The organism is Streptomyces sp. W1SF4 (assembly GCF_003950035.1).
Lineage (GTDB): Bacteria > Actinomycetota > Actinomycetes > Streptomycetales > Streptomycetaceae > Streptomyces > Streptomyces racemochromogenes.
On record NZ_CP034350.1, the window covers coordinates 2,439,947 to 2,457,237 of the forward strand.

15 protein-coding genes are annotated in these 17,291 nt (G+C 71.1%); 3 read left to right on the plus strand and 12 right to left on the minus strand.

The window, feature by feature from the left end:
* Window positions 1-6: 6 nt before the first annotated feature.
* From D1J60_RS11390 to D1J60_RS11405, 4 genes are read right to left on the minus strand one after another with little or no spacing between them, the layout of a single operon-like run.
* The gene (locus D1J60_RS11390) at window positions 7-666 is read right to left on the minus strand and encodes a class I SAM-dependent methyltransferase (RefSeq protein ID WP_125821026.1); all 660 of its coding nucleotides are present in this window, start codon (window positions 664-666) and stop codon (window positions 7-9) included.
* Between the two features lie 36 nt (window positions 667-702).
* The gene (locus D1J60_RS11395; RefSeq protein ID WP_125821027.1) at window positions 703-1,536 is read right to left on the minus strand and encodes an HAD family hydrolase; all 834 of its coding nucleotides are present in this window, start codon (window positions 1,534-1,536) and stop codon (window positions 703-705) included.
* The gene (locus D1J60_RS11400) at window positions 1,533-4,088 is read right to left on the minus strand and encodes a phosphoribosyltransferase (protein WP_125821028.1); all 2,556 of its coding nucleotides are present in this window, start codon (window positions 4,086-4,088) and stop codon (window positions 1,533-1,535) included. The genes D1J60_RS11395 and D1J60_RS11400 overlap by 4 nt, the downstream gene beginning before the upstream one ends.
* Window positions 4,089-4,099: 11 nt before the next feature.
* Window positions 4,100-5,275, minus strand: coding sequence for an HpcH/HpaI aldolase/citrate lyase family protein (locus D1J60_RS11405; RefSeq protein ID WP_125821029.1), 1,176 nt, complete (start codon window positions 5,273-5,275; stop codon window positions 4,100-4,102).
* Window positions 5,276-5,469: 194 nt separating this feature from the next.
* On the opposite strand from D1J60_RS11405, the gene D1J60_RS11410 reads away from it, so the two are divergent.
* On the plus strand, window positions 5,470-6,252 hold the full coding sequence (locus D1J60_RS11410; RefSeq protein ID WP_125823973.1) for a TerD family protein: 783 nt from the start codon (window positions 5,470-5,472) through the stop codon (window positions 6,250-6,252).
* An 84-nt stretch (window positions 6,253-6,336) separates the two neighbouring features.
* Here the strand turns inward: D1J60_RS11410 and D1J60_RS11415 are convergent, their stop codons facing one another.
* From D1J60_RS11415 to D1J60_RS11440, 6 genes are all read right to left on the minus strand, one after another.
* A complete protein-coding gene (locus D1J60_RS11415; RefSeq protein WP_125821030.1) occupies window positions 6,337-7,077 on the minus strand; it encodes a Tellurium resistance in 741 nt (246 codons plus the stop codon).
* A 117-nt stretch (window positions 7,078-7,194) separates the two neighbouring features.
* Window positions 7,195-8,328: a DUF475 domain-containing protein gene (locus D1J60_RS11420; protein ID WP_125595431.1), complete on the minus strand. Its 1,134-nt coding sequence runs from the start codon at window positions 8,326-8,328 to the stop codon at window positions 7,195-7,197.
* Window positions 8,329-8,353: 25 nt separating this feature from the next.
* Complete coding sequence (locus D1J60_RS11425) at window positions 8,354-8,929, minus strand: TerD family protein (protein WP_007263892.1); 576 nt, start codon at window positions 8,927-8,929, stop codon at window positions 8,354-8,356.
* A 126-nt stretch (window positions 8,930-9,055) separates the two neighbouring features.
* Window positions 9,056-9,631, minus strand: coding sequence for a TerD family protein (locus tag D1J60_RS11430; protein ID WP_007263893.1), 576 nt, complete (start codon window positions 9,629-9,631; stop codon window positions 9,056-9,058).
* A gap of 170 nt (window positions 9,632-9,801) precedes the next feature.
* Complete coding sequence (locus tag D1J60_RS11435; protein ID WP_007263894.1) at window positions 9,802-10,260, minus strand: peroxiredoxin; 459 nt, start codon at window positions 10,258-10,260, stop codon at window positions 9,802-9,804.
* A gap of 241 nt (window positions 10,261-10,501) precedes the next feature.
* Window positions 10,502-10,927: a DUF3052 domain-containing protein gene (locus D1J60_RS11440; protein WP_185899372.1), complete on the minus strand. Its 426-nt coding sequence runs from the start codon at window positions 10,925-10,927 to the stop codon at window positions 10,502-10,504.
* 438 nt (window positions 10,928-11,365) lie between these two features.
* Here D1J60_RS11440 and aceE point away from each other — a divergent pair, with 438 nt between their 5' ends.
* Complete coding sequence (aceE, locus tag D1J60_RS11450; protein ID WP_125595429.1) at window positions 11,366-14,098, plus strand: pyruvate dehydrogenase (acetyl-transferring), homodimeric type; 2,733 nt, start codon at window positions 11,366-11,368, stop codon at window positions 14,096-14,098.
* Window positions 14,099-14,232: 134 nt separating this feature from the next.
* A complete protein-coding gene (locus D1J60_RS11455; RefSeq protein ID WP_125821031.1) occupies window positions 14,233-15,039 on the plus strand; it encodes a potassium channel family protein in 807 nt (268 codons plus the stop codon).
* Here the strand turns inward: D1J60_RS11455 and D1J60_RS11460 are convergent.
* Window positions 15,036-15,416 carry a peptidase inhibitor family I36 protein gene (locus tag D1J60_RS11460; protein WP_125821032.1) on the minus strand — a complete coding sequence of 127 codons (381 nt, stop codon included), beginning with the start codon at window positions 15,414-15,416 and terminating at the stop codon, window positions 15,036-15,038. The genes D1J60_RS11455 and D1J60_RS11460 overlap by 4 nt on opposite strands.
* A gap of 199 nt (window positions 15,417-15,615) precedes the next feature.
* Entirely contained in the window at window positions 15,616-17,214 is a 1,599-nt protein-coding gene (locus D1J60_RS11465; protein WP_125821033.1) for an MFS transporter, read from the minus strand.
* Window positions 17,215-17,291: the final 77 nt, after the last annotated feature.

Genomic DNA, 17,291 nt, shown 5'->3' on the forward strand with positions numbered 1-17,291 from the left:
TTGCGCTCAGCGCTTGCGCGAGAGGGTCAGGCCGTCCGAGATCGCCAGCAGGACGGAGTCCATGCGGGTGTCGGCCTTGGCGTGCTCGTTGAACGCGCGGACGCTCGCGCCGCGGCTCTGCGGTGACTCGTCGAGAACGGTGCCGTGGTACAGGGTGTTGTCGGTGACGATCAGGCCGCCCGGCCGCAGCCTCGGCACCAGTTCCTCCCAGTAGAGGATCTGGTTCTCCTTGTCCGCGTCGACGTACGCCATGTCGATGTGCGGCTCCTCGGGCATGGCGCGCAGCGTCTCCAGCGCGGGGGCGATGCGCAGGTCGATGCGGTCCGCGACGCCGGCCGCGGCCCAGGCCTCGCGGCCGTAGGCCGTCCACTCCTGCGAGACGTCGCAGGCGATCAGGCGCCCGTCGGCGGGGAGGGCCTGGGCCATGGACAGGGCCGAGAAGCCGGTGAAGGTGCCGATCTCCACGATGTGGCGGGCGCCGGTCAGCCGGACCAGGAAGGCCAGCAGCGGGCCCTGTTCCTCCGCGGACTGCATGCCGGCCGACTCGGGGAACTTCTCCCAGGTGGTCCGCACGAGCCCCCGCTGGATCTCGTCCAGCGGGGGGTTGTGGGCCAGGACGTACTGGTAGAGCTCGTCGGTGATCTTGGTGCTGTTGCCCTTGGTCATGCGGTCAGTGTGCCAACCGCCCGCGGCGGCCCGGGGTCATGCGGCCGGTGTGCCGACCGCCCGGACGAACTCGCGGACGATCTCCTCGCCCGCCAGGACGCCCGCCGCGCTCAGGGCGGTCACCGTGGGGGCGGTCCAGCCCGCGTCGGCCAGTTCGCCGTGCCCCGGCCGCCAGGCCCGGTCGGCCGCGAGCAGCAGGTCGGCGTCGAGCAGGGAGTCGCCGGCGGCGAGGGTGGTGGCCGCTCCCGTGCGGCGGACGACCTCGCGCATCGCGGCGCTCTTGGTCAGCGGGCGCGGGACGGCGTAGATCTTGCGGCCCTGGAGGGAGACCGTCCAGCCCCGGGCCCCGGCCCACTCGGTGAGGGCCTTGAGCCACTCGTCGGGCACCAGCGCCCGTTCGACGACGAGGTACGCGAAGAGGTCCTCGGCGAGGCGCGTCTTGCGCAGCCACACGGGGTCGGAGACGGCGACCAGGTGCTGGTGCACCTCCTCCAGCGGGGCGCACTCCGCCGCGAGGCGTCCTGCGACCGCGCGCCGCCAGTCCCGGTCGGGGACGCCGTCCACCAGCAGCTGGCCGCCGTTGGCGCAGATGGCGTACCGGGCCGGGGGGCCGGGGAAGCGGATGCGCTGGTACTGCTTGCGGGTGCGGGTGGTGGTGGGGACGAAGACCGCCGACGGGTCGGCGGCCAGTGCGGCGAGCAGCGCCGCGGCCGTCTCCGTCATGAAGGACAGCGGCCTGCCCTCGTGCACCTCGACGCACAGCAGCCGGGGGGCCTGCGGGTCGGGCACGGTCAGGCCGAGGGCGGCCGAGGAGTAGATGAGCGTCCGGTCGAGGTCACTGGCTACGAGGACGGTCTCTTGGCGGGTCACTGGGAGGCCACTGCCTTTCCGTCGGCGCCCGTGGCGCCGCGCGTGAAGCGGGGGTGGATGAGTCCTACACAGGTGTACGGGAGGTCGTCGGCCTCCTCGACCGGTACCCCGCGCTGCGCGGCCAGCAGGCGTACGTGGTCCAGGTCGGAGCCGGCCCCGCGCCGGGCCAGGATCTTCCACGGCACGCGGCGCAGCAGCACGCGCGTGGTCTCGCCTACGCCGGGCTTGACGAGGTTCACGTCGTGGATGCCGTACTCCTCGCTGATCCGTTCCACCGCCGCCCAGCCCACCCATGTCGGGGTGCGGTCGGCGGCGAGGAGCTCCTTGACCTCGGCGGCGACGGCGTCGGCGACCTCGTCGAAGCGGTCGGCGACGGTGTCGACGAAGGCGGCGGAGACATCGGCCCCGGCCAGCTCCCGGTAGAACTTCGCGCCGTGGAAGTCGTGGGGGCCGACCAGGTCGGACCTGAGCACCGTACGCGAGACGAGTCCGGAAACGGTGGAGTTGAGGCAGGCGGAGGGGATCAGGAAGTCCTCGCGGGTGCCGTAGGTCTTGACGCAGGAGCCGGGGTCGGCGAGGACGACGATCTCCGGGTCGAAGCCGGGGAACTCCTCCAGGGCCTCGCGCAGCTCGCGGGTGATGGCGCCCTTGCCGGTCCAGCCGTCGACGAAGACGACGTCGGCGGGGTCGTGGTGGGCGGCGAGCCAGCGCAGGGCGTTGGCGTCGATGCCGCGTCCCCGGACGATGGAGACGGCGTAGTGCGGCAGGTCCAGGCCGTGCCGGGCGCGGGCCCAGCGGCGCATCAGTACGCCGACGGGCGTGCCGGCGCGGGCCAGGGAGACCAGTACGGGCGAGGGGGAGCGTTCGGCGAGCACGGTCTCGGTGACGGTGCCGACGGCGCGGGCGATCCGGGCGGCCGAGGCCTCCAGGGCGCCGCGGTAGAGCTCCTGGTAGCGCGGTGAGGGCTGGTACTCGACGGGCAGGGACTCGGCGTAGTGGGCGCCGCCGGCCTGGATGGCCTCCTCGCGCTCCTCGGTCGGGGCCTCCAGCCGCACGTCGGAGAGGTCCTGCAGGAGCCAGCCGACGTCCTCGGGGGCGTACGAGGAGAAGGCCGGCCCCCGCAGCGGTTCGGGCAGCGGGGGCTGGGTCACGGTCGGCTCCTGCCGGTCGTCGGGTACGTAGGACGGGACGACGGCCAGGACGACCCGGCCGGTGTGCGGGGCGAGCCGGGCCAGCAGGCCGGTGTGCAGCTCGGGGGTGTCCCCGGCGGAGTCGACGACGGCGACGACGGTGTCGAAGCCGGCGCCGGCGACGTTGTAGGCGTAGCGGTCGCCGGGCCCGTCGGCGGGGGCGTCGTGGGCGGGGAAGACCAGCCGGGTGCGGATGGCGTAGCCGGGGTCGTCGACGGCGAGGACGGGCGAGCGGGTGGTGGTGGAGAACCGCACCTCGCGGGCCGTCCCGGACTCCTCCAGGGCCCGCGCGAGGCGCAGCGGCGCGTACATCAGCTCCTCGTTGCCGAGTACGAGGACTCGTCCGGGCCGCGCGCCGAGCGCGTCGGCGAGCCGCGCGGCCATGGCGGGCAGGGCGGCCTCCAGTTCCTCGCGGTGGGCGGCGGTGAAGCCGTGGCGGCCGCCGTCGGGCAGCCCGGCGGGCCAGCCGAGCGGCACCCGGGTGACCACCGGAACCTCAGGGTCCGGGGCCGCGCCGTGCGGGACCGTGCCCTCCGAGGCCGTGCCGCGCGGGGCCGTGCCCTCCGGGGCGCCGGCGGCGGCAGGGTCGGCCGGGGGCGTGGTGCCCGCGGCCGTGCCCGGTGCCGGGTCGTGTTCCTCCACCAGGGCCCGCCCCTTCTCCAGGACCCCGTCCGGGAGGGAGACCGTCCCGGACGCCAGGGCGATCAGGTCCACCCGCGCGCCCAGCTCGGCGGCGAAGCCGGTGAGCCGGTCGCGGTCGGCGGCGGAGCGCATGTCCACGAGGGCGACGACCACGTAGTGCGTGCGCGGGTGGCGGGCGTGCAGGTCGCGGATGGTGTTCAGGACGGTGTTGCCGGTGGAGAACTCGTCGTCGACGAGGACCAGCGGCCCCTCCCCCGCCAGCAGCGCGGGGTCCTCGGGCAGCAGGAGGTGGGACGTGGCGTGCGAGTGGGCCTCCTCGAACCCGCCCGCCGGCCGCAGCCCGGGCACCGGGCGGCGCGTGGAGTGCAGGTAGGGGGCGGGGCCCAGGCCGTCGGCGACGCAGTGGCCGAGCCCGGTGGCGGTCTCCGCGTAGCCGAGGACGACCGCGTCGGCGGCCGAGTCGCCGAGCAGCTCGCGGACCCGGACGCCGAGCCCGTGCCCGGCCGCGTAGACGGCGGCGGGCGACTGCGGGACGTGCTTGCCCAGCACCTGGGAGACCAGCAGGTGGGCCCGCTTCGGGTTGCGCCGCAGGGCCAGCCCGAGCAGTTCCCTCAGCTCGGGCGAGGGCCCCCCGTCGGCTCCGCTCAGGTCCACGCCCAGCCGCTCGGCGACCCAGGTTCCCGACCACACCGTGTCGATCGTCTTGCCCTTCCTCGTCATGGCCGGCCCGCTCACACCTGGAGCCCGGCCGTCAGGAGGTCGACGAAGCCGACCTCCTCCTTCGCCACACCGAAGACCTCGGCGCGCAGCATGGTGCGCTCGGCCCAGGCCCGGTGGGGCTTCACCTCGTTCATCTTGTTCGTGTAGGCGGAGCGCATCACTCCGCCGCCGCCGCGCTCGGGGCGCAGGATGTCCTGGGCGTCGCTGAACTCCTCGTGGGAGACCACCGACAGCGCGTGCACCGGCGTGACGTGGCCCGGGTGGATGCAGGTCTTGCCGGTCAGCCCGTTGGCGCGGTCGAGCTCGATCTCCCGCAGCAGGCCGTCCAGGTCGTGTTCGATCAGCGCGGTGCGCAGCTCCTCCACGCCCTCCTCCAGGAAGGGGCTGCGGCGCAGCTGCGGCTTGAAGAGGCGCTGCTGGCTGCGGAAGTACTCCCAGACGGGGCCGGTGACGGTGAAGCCGGTGCCGTCGGCGCGGCCGAGGACGTTGACCACGTCGGCGATGACGCCGGCGACGATCTGGACGTCGTAGGCGGTCATGTCGGGGGTGCGGCGCAGTCCGTACACGGAGCAGAAGTCGGTGACGCCCAGGCGCAGGGCGAGGACCCGCTCGCGGTAGCGGTTGACGGTGTGCTTGATGCCGGCGAGGGCCGGGGCGCGGGTCTCCAGGTGGAGGAGGTCGGGGGTCTCCAGGACGGGCATGGCATACAGGCGGGGCAGTCCGGCCTCCGCCTCGGCGTCCGCGACGGCGTCCAGGAAGGCCGTGCCACGGCTTTCGGTGAACTTCGGTAGTACGAATCCGGCCAGGTTCCGGGCCGAGGCCCCGAGCCGCCGGACGAGGTCGGGTATCTGCTCGGGGGTGCGCACGCGGATGAACAGGAGCGGCAGCCCGTGGGGGCCGGGGCCTTCGGCCTCGAGGGCCGCGAACTGCCGGACGAGGTTCTCCTCGCCGCCCACGACCTCGGCGTCGCTGATGGAATCCTCCAGGCAGAGGACCATGGAGACGACGCCCCGCCCGGCCTGCTTGCGGATGTCGTCGGCCAGCCTGGGGCGGACGGCCGGGCTGTAGAGGGTGGCTCCGAGGGCGGCCGCGAGGGTGCGGGCCGGGGAGGCCAGGTCGAACTCCGCCGGCTCCTGGTGGAAGAGGTCCTTGCGAACAGTGGGCGATATGTGCCCGAAGTGACGCATGCGCTTCCCCCGTACTGCCTCGGCGGCCCAACTGGCGTGGCCGGTAATAGTACGTACGAACGTGAGTCAAGAGTTCCTCAAGCACATGAAGTTCAGGTAACCCTCTTGCACCATGCCCAGCTCTCGCGTCCGGTACAAGGCCCTACGGGGGGCCGCATTGTCCCGGTCGGCCCCGGGAGGGCAGGATGACGGGCATGACGCACGCGATGCAGAAGGGCTCCAACATCCCGGTGACCGCCACGGCGGTACGGGCGGTGCTGCGCTGGACCACCGGACCGGAGGTGCCGGACGTGGACGCCTCCGCGCTGCTCGTGGGGGCGGACGGGCGCGTGCGCTCGGACGAGGACTTCGTCTTCTACAACCAGCCGCGGCACCCTTCGGGGTCCGTGTGGCGGCTGGGCAAGAAGCAGGTGGGCGACGGGGTCACCGACGCGGTCCAGGCGGACCTGCGGTCCGTGCCGCCGGCCGTGGACCGGGTCCTGGTGGTGGCCTCCGCCGAGGACGTGCCGTTCGAGCAGGTCCGTGACCTGCGGATCCAGCTGTACGACGCCACGCCGGCCGGCGCTCCCGAGCCGCTGGCCCACTTCGACGTCCGCCCGGAGACCGGCGCCGAGACGGCGCTGATCTGCGGGGAGCTGTACCGCCGGGGCGAGGGGTGGAAGTTCCGCGCCCTGGGCGAGGGCTACTCCGACGGCCTGGTGGGACTGGCCACCGACCACGGGATCTCCGTCGACGAGAACGCCGCCGAGGCGGCGGGAGCGGCGCCGGAGCCTGCCCCGGCCGGCGCCGGCGCTCCGGGGGACGACCGGACCGCCGCGATGCGGCCGCCGGCGCAGACCCCGGTCACGCAGGCCCCGCCGGCCGCCCAGCCCGCGTACGGGTACCCGCAGCCGGTGTCGCCGGTGCCGGTGCCGGCTCCGGGCGGGGACCCGTCGTTCCGGCTGCCGGTGCAGGGTCCGCAGTTCATCCGCCGCTGAGGCCGGGAGGCCGCAGACGCCACTGGCGCCGCCGACGCCGCTGACGGGACGGGGGCTTCCCGGCCCCCGCCCCGCACCCTGCTCTCAGGCCTTGGTGCTCTTGTAGCCCCGACCCCACTGGAGCCCCCAGCCGTACAGCCGGTCCAGCTCGGCCTGGAACCCGTACACGAACTTCACCTCGCGGCGCACGATCAGCTCGCCCCTGACCTTCTCCATGGACAGCACCGCGCAGGAGCGGGCCTGCGGGTGCCGCTCGTCCAGCGGGATCTCGATCCGGGGCCCGGCGGTCGGGTAGAGGGTGACCAGGGCGTGGGTCCGGTCGAAGGCCGGGGTCTGGTCGTAGATGTAGACGAAGACCAGCAGCCGTTTGATCTCTTCGGCGTGGTCGAGGTTGACGTAGAGGGTCTCCCCCGAGGCCGAGCCGAAGCGGTCGTCGCCGCTGAGCTTCACGTAGGGCGGGTCGTTGAGGTCGCCGAGCAGGTTGCCCAGCGGCTGGACGGCGCCGCGGGTGCCGTCGGTCAGCTCGTAGAGGCAGCCCATGTCCAGGTCCACGTTGACCATGCCCTGGGTGTGGGCCTGCACCATGTCGGGTTTGAAGAGTTTGAACGGGTGCCGGAAGAGCTGCCCGCTCTGGCCGGAGCGGCCCCCGAAGTCGGAGGTGCGCATCCGCCAGGACAGGTTCACGCGCATGTTGCCGTGGACGGCCTGCTGTTTGGTGAGCGACACCGTCGGCTGCCGCCGGGTGAGCTCGATGGCGTTCGACGAGGCGTTGCCCGAGTCGAAGCCCATGGCGCGAGCGCCCCTGATCCCGTCGAAGAACCCCATGTTCCAACCCCCCAGGTCGGTCCGTGCAGCGGAGAATGCGGCGAGGCGGCCGCGCGGTCCAGTGGATCCGCGCGGCCGCCCCGTCGTTACTGGAAGCGTTCCGCAATCAGCGCCGGGTCACACCCCGGCACCGACCTCCGCGGGGCTCTCTCCGCCCTCGGCCTCCAGCCGCTTGTTGCGGCGCACGGAGGACCAGAAGGACCAGGCGATGAGCACGACACCGACGAGGCCGGTGATGACCTCGTTGATCTCGTACTGGATGGTGACGAGCAGGATCACGGCGAGGGCGCCGATCGCGTAGTGCGCGCCGTGCTCCAGGTAGACGTAGTCGTCGAGGGTGCCCTGGCGGACCAGGTAGACCGTGAGCGAGCGGACGTACATGGCACCGATGCCGAGGCCGAGGGCCATGAGCACGATGTCGTTGGTGATGGCGAAGGCGCCGATGACTCCGTCGAAGGAGAAGGAGGCGTCGAGGACCTCGAGGTAGAGGAACATGAAGAACGCGGCCTTGCCGGCCATGGCGACGGCCGAGACGGGCTTGCCGGTCTTCTTGGCCTCCTCCTCGGCCTCGTGCTCGGCCTCTTCCTCTTCTTCGAGCTTGTTCTCGAAGTAGCCGGAGAGACCGCCGACGATCATGTAGGTGATCAGGCCGAGGACGCCGGAGACCAGGACGGTCTGCGCCTTGTCGACGTGGACGCCGCCGTGCTGGTGGGCGTGGGCGGCGAAGGTCATCGAGGTGATCACGAGGACGATCAGCGCGATGCACGCCGACAGCATGTCGATCTTGCCGAGCTTGGCGAGCGGGCGCTCCAGCCAGGCGAGCCACTTGATGTCGCGGTCCTCGAAGATGAAGTCGAGGAAGATCATCAGCAGGAACATCCCGCCGAAGGCGGCGATGGACGGATGGGCGTCCGTCACCAGCTGCTCGTACATCTCCTTGTCGGTCAACGCCAGATTGACGGCCTCGATGGGCCCGATCTTGGCGCTGATCGCCACGATGACGACGGGGAAGACCAGCCGCATGCCGAACACGGCGATGAGAACGCCGACCGTGAGGAAGATCTTCTGCCAGAAGGCGTTCATCTTCTTCAGGATTCCGGCGTTGACCACCGCGTTGTCGAAGGACAGCGAGATTTCGAGGACGGACAGGATCGCCACGATCCCAAAAGCGGTCCACCCCCCGTAGAACACCGCTGCGACCAGACCGAGCGCAGTGACTGCGAACGACCAGCCGAAGGTTTTGAGAACCACTGGCACCCCATCGTCTTGTACGGCTTTACGAAACGTTGACCCCGAAGTCTAGAGCGATGCCCCGCAGCCCCGACGCGTACCCCTGTCCTACCGCACGGAACTTCCACTCACCCCCGTACCGGTAGACCTCGCCGAAGATCATCGCGGTCTCGCTGGAGGCGTCCTCGGTCAGGTCGTAGCGGGCGAGTTCCTGGTCGTCGGCCATGTTCACCACGCGGATGAAGGCGTTGCTCACCTGGCCGAAGCTCTGCCGGCGGGAGTCCGCCTCGTGGATCGAGACCGGGAAGACGATCTTGTCGACCTGGGCGGGGACCTTCGTGAGGTCGATGATGATCGACTCGTCGTCGCCTTCACCCTCGCCGGTGAGGTTGTCCCCGGTGTGTTCGACGGAGCCCTCGGGGCTCTTGAGGTTGTTGTAGAAGACGAAGTACTCGTCCCCCAGCACCCGGCCGCTGTTGCACAGCAGTGCGCTGGCGTCGAGGTCGAAGTCCGCCCCCGTGGTCGAGCGCGCGTCCCATCCCAGTCCGACCAGAACCCGGGTGAGGTTCGGTGCGGCCTTGGACAGCGAGACGTTGCCCCCCTTGGCGAGTGTGACGCCCATGATGTGGTCCTCCCCGGACGACGTGATGGTGGTGGCCGAGCCACCCGCTCATGGTGGCAAAGCCGGTCCGGCGCCGTACACAGGGGTGCACGGCGCCGGACGGACGAACTGCTCTGGGGTTTCGGCTCAGACGTTGACGCCGAAGTCCTGCGCGATGCCGCGCAGGCCCGAGGCGTAGCCCTGGCCGATGGCGCGGAACTTCCACTCGGCGCCGTTGCGGTACAGCTCGCCGAAGACCATGGCGGTCTCGGTCGAGGCGTCCTCGGAGAGGTCGTAGCGGGCGAGCTCGGTGTTGTCGGCCTGGTTCACGACGCGGATGTAGGCGTTGCGGACCTGGCCGAAGCTCTGCTGGCGGGTCTCGGCCTCGTAGATCGAGACCGGGAAGACGATCTTGGCGACGTCGCCCGGGACGCCGGCCAGGTTGACCTTGATGGCCTCGTCGTCGCCCTCGCCCTCGCCGGTGGTGTTGTCACCGGTGTGCTCGACCGACCCGTCCGGGCTCTTCAGGTTGTTGAAGAACACGAAGTTCGAGTCGTTGGCGACCTTGCCCTGGTCGTTGGTCAGGATCGCGCTGGCGTCGAGGTCGAAGTCGACACCGGTGGTGGTGCGAGCGTCCCAGCCCAGACCGACGATGACCGCCGTCAGGTTAGGCGCGGCCTTGGTCAGCGAGACGTTGCCGCCCTTGCTGAGGCTGACTCCCACGGGTCCTCCATTGGTATTCGTATGGGGCGGGGCCCCGTCGTGCGTTGCTACCGGATCAACGGTTCGATCCTAGTGACGGGTTCCCGCCCACAGGCGGTTTTCGTGCGGAAGCCGAGGACGGGTCCGCTCACGGGCCGGCTCCGGCCCGGTACGGGAGCCGTCGGGGCGCCTCAGAGGCTGTCGAGGGCCTTGATGTACTCGTTCAGGTCACGCGCGTCGGGCAGGCCGTTGACGACGGTCCAGCGCACGATGCCGTCCTTGTCGATGACGAAGGTGCCGCGGACGGCGCAGCCCTTGTCCTCGTCGAAGACGCCGTAGGCGCGGGAGGTCTCGCCGTGCGGCCAGAAGTCGGACAGCAGCGGGTACTCCAGGCCCTCCTGCTCGGCGAAGACGCGCAGGGTCGGGACCGAGTCGTTGGAGACGGCCAGCAGCTGCACGTCGTCGTTCTGGAAGCGGGGCAGCTGGTCGCGCAGCTCGCACAGCTCACCCGTGCAGACGCCGGTGAAGGCGAAGGGGTAGAAGAGCAGCACCACGGCCTTCTCGCCGCGGAAGTCGGAGAGCCTCACGGTGGCGCCGTGGTTGTCCTTGAGCTCGAAGTCCGGGGCCTTGTGTCCGACCTCGATCGCCATCTCTCGCATCCCTTCGTTTCCTGCGTCCCCGCACGGGGCCGTTCGGGTGAGACCCAGCCTACGGCCCGCCCCCGCGGGGCGGACCGCAGCGGCGCGCCGGAAGCGCCGCCCGCGCCGGCGGCCGCGGGGAAGTACCGCCCGCGCCGCCCGCGCCGGCGCCCGGTCCCTGAACGCGCACACCCCGCCGGCCGGGGAGTCCCGGTCGGCGGGGTGTGCGTTCCGCTTGGCTGCGGGGCGCAGATCAGCGCTTGGACTTGGCCGCCTTCGGCGTCACCAGCTTGGTGGAGGTCCACTCCTTGCCGACGGGGCCGCCCTTGGCGAGCGACAGTCCGGCCGTCTCGGCGGCCTCGCTGATGTCGCTGGCCTCGATGTATCCGTCACGGCCCGTCTTGGGGGTCAGCAGCAGGATCAGTGCGCCGTCCTCGACCAGCTCGGTCGCATCGACCAGGGCGTCCGTCAGATCGCCGTCCTCGTCGCGGAACCACAACAGCACCGCGTCGGCGACGTCGTCGTATTCCTCGTCGGCGAGCTCGCTGACGAGCTTCTCGACGGCGTCACGGAATTCCTGATCGACGTCCTCGTCGTAGCCGATCTCCTGGACCACCTGTTCGGACTGGAAACCCAGCCGGGCGGCCAGGCTCTCCGCGTGGTCCGCGGTCGCGCTCACGGGGTGCCTCCTGCTCATGTTCGGTGAATGTCTTTCGGCGGCGCGCGTACGCGCAGCATTGGGCGTAGTCCACACGGGCGCGGCGGATCGCGCAAGTACCCGGCCGCCGAGACCGTCTAAACGGTGACGATTACGGCCGTCTCGCCGCAACTTTCAGGCTTCCCTGATGGACCACCGGTGATTCATCCCACACCATTCCAGCTCATTCGGCATCGCATGAGGACTTTCCTACCTGTTTGAGCGACGAACGTCCTTACGATCCGGGTGATCGCCTTGGGCGTAAGGTTGCGATTCGGCCCGGCAGCCGGCCAGGGCACACCGGCCGCTCCTTCGCCGCTCGAGGTGTTACCCAGTGGTAGAGGTGAAGATTCGGGCCGGGCGTAAGACCATGGGAGGCGGCGACCCAGGGCACGACTCCCCCGACAGCGAAGGAACAGCGTGGCTTCCGCATCCGATCGCAACCCGATCATCATTGGCGGTCTTCCGAGCCAGGTCCCGGACTTCGATCCGGAGGAGACGAAGGAGTGGCTCGACTCCCTCGACGCCGCGGTCGACGAGCGGGGCCGCGAGCGCGCCCGCTACCTGATGCTGCGGCTGATCGAGCGGGCCCGCGAGAAGCGCGTGGCCGTTCCGGAGATGCGCAGCACGGACTACGTCAACACCATCGCCACCAAGGACGAGCCGTTCTTCCCCGGGAACGAGGAGATCGAGCGCAAGGTCCTGAACGCGACCCGCTGGAACGCCGCGGTCATGGTCTCCCGCGCCCAGCGCCCGGGAATCGGCGTCGGCGGCCACATCGCCACGTTCGCCTCCTCCGCCTCCCTCTACGACGTGGGCTTCAACCACTTCTTCCGGGGCAAGGACGAGGGCGACGGCGGCGACCAGATCTTCTTCCAGGGCCACGCCTCCCCGGGCATCTACGCCCGCGCCTACCTCCTGGACCGGCTCTCCGAGCAGCAGCTCGACTCGTTCCGGCAGGAGAAGTCGAAGGCCCCGCACGGCCTGTCCAGCTACCCGCACCCGCGGCTGATGCCGGACTTCTGGGAGTTCCCGACGGTCTCGATGGGCCTCGGCCCGCTCGGGGCGATCTACCAGGCGCGGATGAACCGGTACATGGAGGCGCGCGGGATCGCGGACACCTCCAAGTCCCACGTTTGGGCGTACCTCGGCGACGGCGAGATGGACGAGCCGGAGTCGCTGGGCCAGCTGTCGCTGGCGGCGCGTGAGGGCCTGGACAACCTGACCTTCGTCGTGAACTGCAACCTCCAGCGCCTCGACGGCCCGGTGCGCGGCAACGGCAAGATCATCCAGGAGCTGGAGTCGATCTTCCGCGGGGCCGGCTGGAACGTCATCAAGCTGATCTGGGACCGCTCCTGGGACCCGCTGCTGGCGCAGGACCGCGACGGCATCCTGGTCAACAAGATGAACTCGACCCCCGACGGGCAGTTCCAGACGTACGCCACCGAGTCGGGCGCGTACATCCGGGAGCACTTCTTCGGCGGCGACCAGCGGCTGCGCGCGATGGTCGAGAACATGACCGACCAGCAGATCCAGCACCTGGGCCGCGGCGGTCACGACCACAAGAAGGTCTACGCCGCGTACGCGGCCGCCAAGGCCCACAAGGGCCAGCCGACGGTGATCCTGGCGCAGACGGTCAAGGGCTGGACGCTCGGCCCGAACTTCGAGGGCCGCAACGCCACGCACCAGATGAAGAAGCTGACGGTCGACGACCTCAAGCGCTTCCGGGACCGCCTGCACATCCCGGTCACGGACGCCCAGCTGGAGAGCGGCGCCCCGCCGTACTACCACCCGGGCCGCAACTCGCCCGAGATCCAGTACATGCACGACCAGCGCAGCGCCCACGGCGGCTACGTGCCGACGCGCGTGGTGCGGGCCAAGCCGCTGCAGCTGCCGGACGAGAAGACGTACGCGGCGGCCAAGAAGGGCTCCGGGCAGCAGTCGATCGCCACCACGATGGCCTTCGTCCGCATCCTGAAGGACCTGATGCGAGACAAGGAGATCGGCAAGCGCTTCGTGCTGATCGCCCCGGACGAGTACCGCACCTTCGGCATGGACGCGTTCTTCCCGAGCGCCAAGATCTACAACCCGCTGGGGCAGCAGTACGAGGCGGTCGACCGCGAGCTGCTCCTCGCGTACAAGGAGTCCCCGACCGGCCAGATGCTGCACGACGGCATCTCGGAGGCGGGCTGCACGGCCTCGCTGATCGCCGCGGGTTCGGCGTACGCGACGCACGGCGAGCCGCTGATCCCGGTCTACGTCTTCTACTCGATGTTCGGTTTCCAGCGCACCGGTGACCAGTTCTGGCAGATGGCCGACCAGCTGGCGCGCGGTTTCGTCCTGGGCGCGACCGCCGGCCGGACCACCCTGACGGGTGAGGGCCTCCAGCACGCCGACGGTCACTCCCTGCTGCTGGCGTCGACGAACCCGGGCTGCGTCGCGTACGACCCGGCCTACGGCTACGAGATCGCGCACATCGTCAAGGACGGGCTGCGGCGCATGTACGGGCCCGACGCCGAGGACGTCTTCTACTACCTGACCGTCTACAACGAGCCGATCCAGCACCCGGCCGAGCCGGCGGACGTCGACGTGGACGGCATCCTCAAGGGCATCCACCGGGTCTCGCAGGGCACCTCCGGCGCGGTCTCGGCGCAGATCATGGCCTCCGGCGTGGCGGTGCCGTGGGCCCTGGAGGCCCAGCGGATCCTGGCGGCCGACTGGAACGTCCGGGCGGACGTCTGGTCGGCGACCTCCTGGAACGAGCTGCGCCGCGAGGCCGTCGAGGTGGAGGAGCACAACCTGCTCCACCCGGAGGAGGAGCAGCGCGTCCCGTACGTGACGCGGAAGCTGTCGGGTGCGGAGGGGCCGTTCGTGGCGGTCTCGGACTGGATGCGCGCGGTGCCGGACCAGATCTCGCGCTGGGTGCCGGGCGCCTACACCTCGCTGGGCGCGGACGGCTTCGGCTTCGCGGACACGCGCGGCGCGGCGCGGCGCTTCTTCCACATCGACGCCCAGTCGGTGGTCCTGGCGGTGCTCACCGAGCTGGCCCGGGAGGGCAAGGTCGACCGTTCGGTGCTGAAGCAGGCCGTCGACCGGTACCAGCTGCTGGACGTGGCGGCGGCCGACCCGGGCGCGGCGGGCGGCGACGCCTGACGCCTGCGGCGAGCCGGTGAGCGTGGGCCCCGTCCGGATGTTCCGGGCGGGGCCCTCGCGCGTGAGGCCCCCCGTCCGGGTGCTCCCCGATCCGCCGGGCGCCCGTCTTGCACCCTTTCCCTACGATGCTCCGCATGAAGGAAACCTCCCGCCAGCTGCTGTGGGAGCGGCGGAGCCAGACCCCGCTGCTCGTCCTCGCGGTGGCCTTCGCCGCCGCGTACGCCGTGCCGATCGTCGCCCCGGACGCCGACCCGTCCGTGCACCGGGCCTGCACGTACGCGGAGTGGGCGGTGTGGGGTGCCTTCGCCGTCGACTACCTCGTACGGCTGGGCCTGACGCGGGACCGGCGGCACTTCGTGCGGACGCACTGGCTGGACCTGGCCGCGGTGGTGCTGCCGCTGGTGCAGCCGCTGCGGCTGCTGCGGCTGGTGGCGACCCTGCTGCTGGTGGGGCGGCGGGCGCGGATGGCTCCGCAGATCCGGCTGACCACCTATGTGGCGGGGGCCGTGGTGGGGCTGCTGATGTTCGGCTCGCTCGCGGTGTTGAGCGTGGAGCGGGACGCCCCCGACGGGAACATCAAGAACCTGGGCGACGCGGTGTGGTGGTCCTTCACCACGATGACCACGGTCGGGTACGGGGACCACTCCCCCACCACCGGTCTGGGCCGGGTGCTGGCGGTCGGGCTGATGCTGTCGGGGATCGCGCTGCTCGGTGTGGTGACGGCCAACATCGCCGCCTGGTTCATCGCCCGCTTCGAACGGGACGACCAGGCGGAACGCCTCCAGCTGGCGGCGATCCGTGAGCTCCGGGAGGAGGTACGGGCGCTGCGTGCCGAGGTCGCGCTGCTGGGCGGCGGCCAGGGCGCGATGCCCGCCCAGGCCGCCCCCGGCGTCCCCTCCGGCGCCTCCGCCGGGGAGCAGGCGGGCCAGGCCGTGTCCTAGCGCTCCCAGATCTTGAACGCCCTGATCTGGAAGGCGGACTGCGGCAGCCAGGTGCCGTCGCCCGGGTAGGTCTGGAACTCTCCGGTCTCCGCGCACTCGGCCGACTGGTACGTGGTCACCGGGCGCCCGGTCCGGTTGATCAGCGACTGGTAGGCGGGGCCGGCGGGCAGGGCCGTGCAGCTGTTGATGTCGAGGGTGCTCAGGTCGTACACCTGCTTGGTGCCCTTGAAGTCGGGTTTCGCCCACAGGCACAGCTGCCCGGTGGCGCAGGGCGGCCCGGCCGCGTGGGCTTGGCCGGCCGTGCCGGGGACGAGGGTGGCGGCGGCCAGCAGGGCGGCGGCGAGGGCGGTGGCTCGTGCGGTGCTCCACGTACGCATGACGGGGTCAACTCCTCCTTGACGGACGGGCTCCGGACTCCTTCCGGTGCTCCGTCGACACCACGCTGACCTGCGGTGACGGCCGGGCGGAAGGGGCTGCGGGCGGGTCCACCCGGATAGGCGACAGCCCCGCCGGAACCGTCCGGCGGGGCTGTGGCGGGCGCGGGGTTGACGTACCCGTAACGCGTCGGCGCGCTGCTCAGATGTGGGCCGCCGCGCCCGCTCCGGCTTCGGCGTTCTGTCCGCGCTTGGTGAAGCAGGCCACCACCGCGGCGAGGACGGCGACGACCGCGGCGCAGGTGAAGGCCGTGCTCATGCCGGACACGAAGGTGTCGTGCGCGACGCCGGCGATGGTCCGCGCCACCGGCTCGGGCACGCCGGGCGGGACGGGGGCGATGCCGACCTGTACGCCCTTCTCCGCGAGGTCGAGCTGTTCCGGGGTGAGCGGGGGCAGGCCGGCGCCCCGCCAGTTGTCCCCGAACGTGTGACTGACCTCGGCCGCCATGACCGCTCCGAGGACGGCGGTGCCGAGGCTGCCGCCGACCTGCATGGCTGCCTGCTGGAGGCCGCCCGCCACACCGGACAGCTCCAGCGGGGCGTTGCCGACGATGACCTCGGTGGCGCCGACCATGACGGGGGCGAGGCCCAGGCCGAGCAGGGCGAACCAGAGCGACATGGTGAGCGTGCCGGTGGCGGGGGTGAGCCGGGCCATGCCGAAGCAGGCGACGGCGGTGGCGACCATGCCGGCGACGAGCGGGATCCGCGGGCCGACCTTGGTGATGGCGGCGCCGGCCAGCGGCGAGCCGACGATCATCATGCCGGTGAGGGGCAGCAGGTGCAGGCCGCTGTCGACCGGGCTCATCCCGTGGACGTTCTGCAGGTAGAAGGTGACGAAGAACAGGCCGCCCATGAAGGCGAAGGCCATCAGCACCATCAGCACGGTGCCCGCGGACAGCGGCAGCGAGCGGAACATGCCGAGGGGGATCAGCGGCTCGGGGACCCTGGTCTCCCAGACGGCGAAGAGGACGAAGCACAGCAGCGAGGCGCCGAGGAACAGCAGGGTCTTCGTGTCGCCCCAGCCCCACTCGGCTGCCTTGATGAGCGCCCAGATCAGGGAGAACATCGCGGCCGACAGCAGCACGATGCCCGGCAGGTCGAAGGAGCGCGGGGCGTTCTCGGCGCGGTGGTCGAGCAGGATGACCAGGCCGAGGACCAGTGCGATCACGCCGACCGGCACGTTGATGAAGAAGACGGACTGCCAGCTGACGTGCTCGACGAGCAGGCCGCCGACGATCGGGCCGGCGGCGGTGGAGGCGCCGATGACCATGCCCCATATGCCGATGGCCATGTTGAGCTTCTCGGCGGGGAAGGTGGCGCGCAGCAGGCCGAGGGCGGCCGGCATCAGCAGGGCGCCGAAGACGCCCTGGGCGACGCGGAAGCCGATGACGAGCCCGACGCCGGTGGACAGGCCGATCGCCGCCGAGGAGAGCGCGAAGCCCGCGATGCCCACGAGGAAGGTCTGGCGGTGCCCGAAGCGGTCGCCGAGCTTGCCGGCGGTGATCAGGGAGACCGCGAGGGCCAGCAGGTAGCCGTTGGTGATCCACTGCACCTCGGCGAGGCTGGCGCCGAGGTCCTTCTGGATGGCGGGGTTGGCGACGGCGACGATCGTGCCGTCGAGGGTGACCATCATGACGCCGACGGCCACCGCGAACAGGGTGAGCCAGGGGTGGCCGCGCAGACCGGCGCGCGCTGCCGGATCCGGGCCCGTTTCCTTGGCGAGCGTGATCTGATTCGTCATGCGAACAGGCTAGTGACAGTCGCTGACACTTCACAAACGGCTTAACGCGACAGCGGCTGTCAGGTCCGTCACAGGTA

What these genes read in the sequence shown, in the direction of transcription:
- D1J60_RS11410 (WP_125823973.1), top strand. Translation starts at nt 5,470, where the DNA reads ATGACGCACGCGATGCAGAAGGGCTCCAACATCCCGGTGACCGCCACG.
- D1J60_RS11460 (WP_125821032.1), bottom strand. Translation starts at nt 15,416, where the DNA reads ATGCGTACGTGGAGCACCGCACGAGCCACCGCCCTCGCCGCCGCCCTG.
- D1J60_RS11425 (WP_007263892.1), bottom strand. Translation starts at nt 8,929, where the DNA reads ATGGGCGTCACACTCGCCAAGGGGGGCAACGTCTCGCTGTCCAAGGCC.
- D1J60_RS11415 (WP_125821030.1), bottom strand. Translation starts at nt 7,077, where the DNA reads ATGGGGTTCTTCGACGGGATCAGGGGCGCTCGCGCCATGGGCTTCGAC.
- D1J60_RS11405 (WP_125821029.1), bottom strand. Translation starts at nt 5,275, where the DNA reads ATGCGTCACTTCGGGCACATATCGCCCACTGTTCGCAAGGACCTCTTC.
- D1J60_RS11390 (WP_125821026.1), bottom strand. Translation starts at nt 666, where the DNA reads ATGACCAAGGGCAACAGCACCAAGATCACCGACGAGCTCTACCAGTAC.
- D1J60_RS11455 (WP_125821031.1), top strand. Translation starts at nt 14,233, where the DNA reads ATGAAGGAAACCTCCCGCCAGCTGCTGTGGGAGCGGCGGAGCCAGACC.
- D1J60_RS11435 (WP_007263894.1), bottom strand. Translation starts at nt 10,260, where the DNA reads ATGGCGATCGAGGTCGGACACAAGGCCCCGGACTTCGAGCTCAAGGAC.
- D1J60_RS11465 (WP_125821033.1), bottom strand. Translation starts at nt 17,214, where the DNA reads ATGACGAATCAGATCACGCTCGCCAAGGAAACGGGCCCGGATCCGGCA.
- D1J60_RS11400 (WP_125821028.1), bottom strand. Translation starts at nt 4,088, where the DNA reads ATGACGAGGAAGGGCAAGACGATCGACACGGTGTGGTCGGGAACCTGG.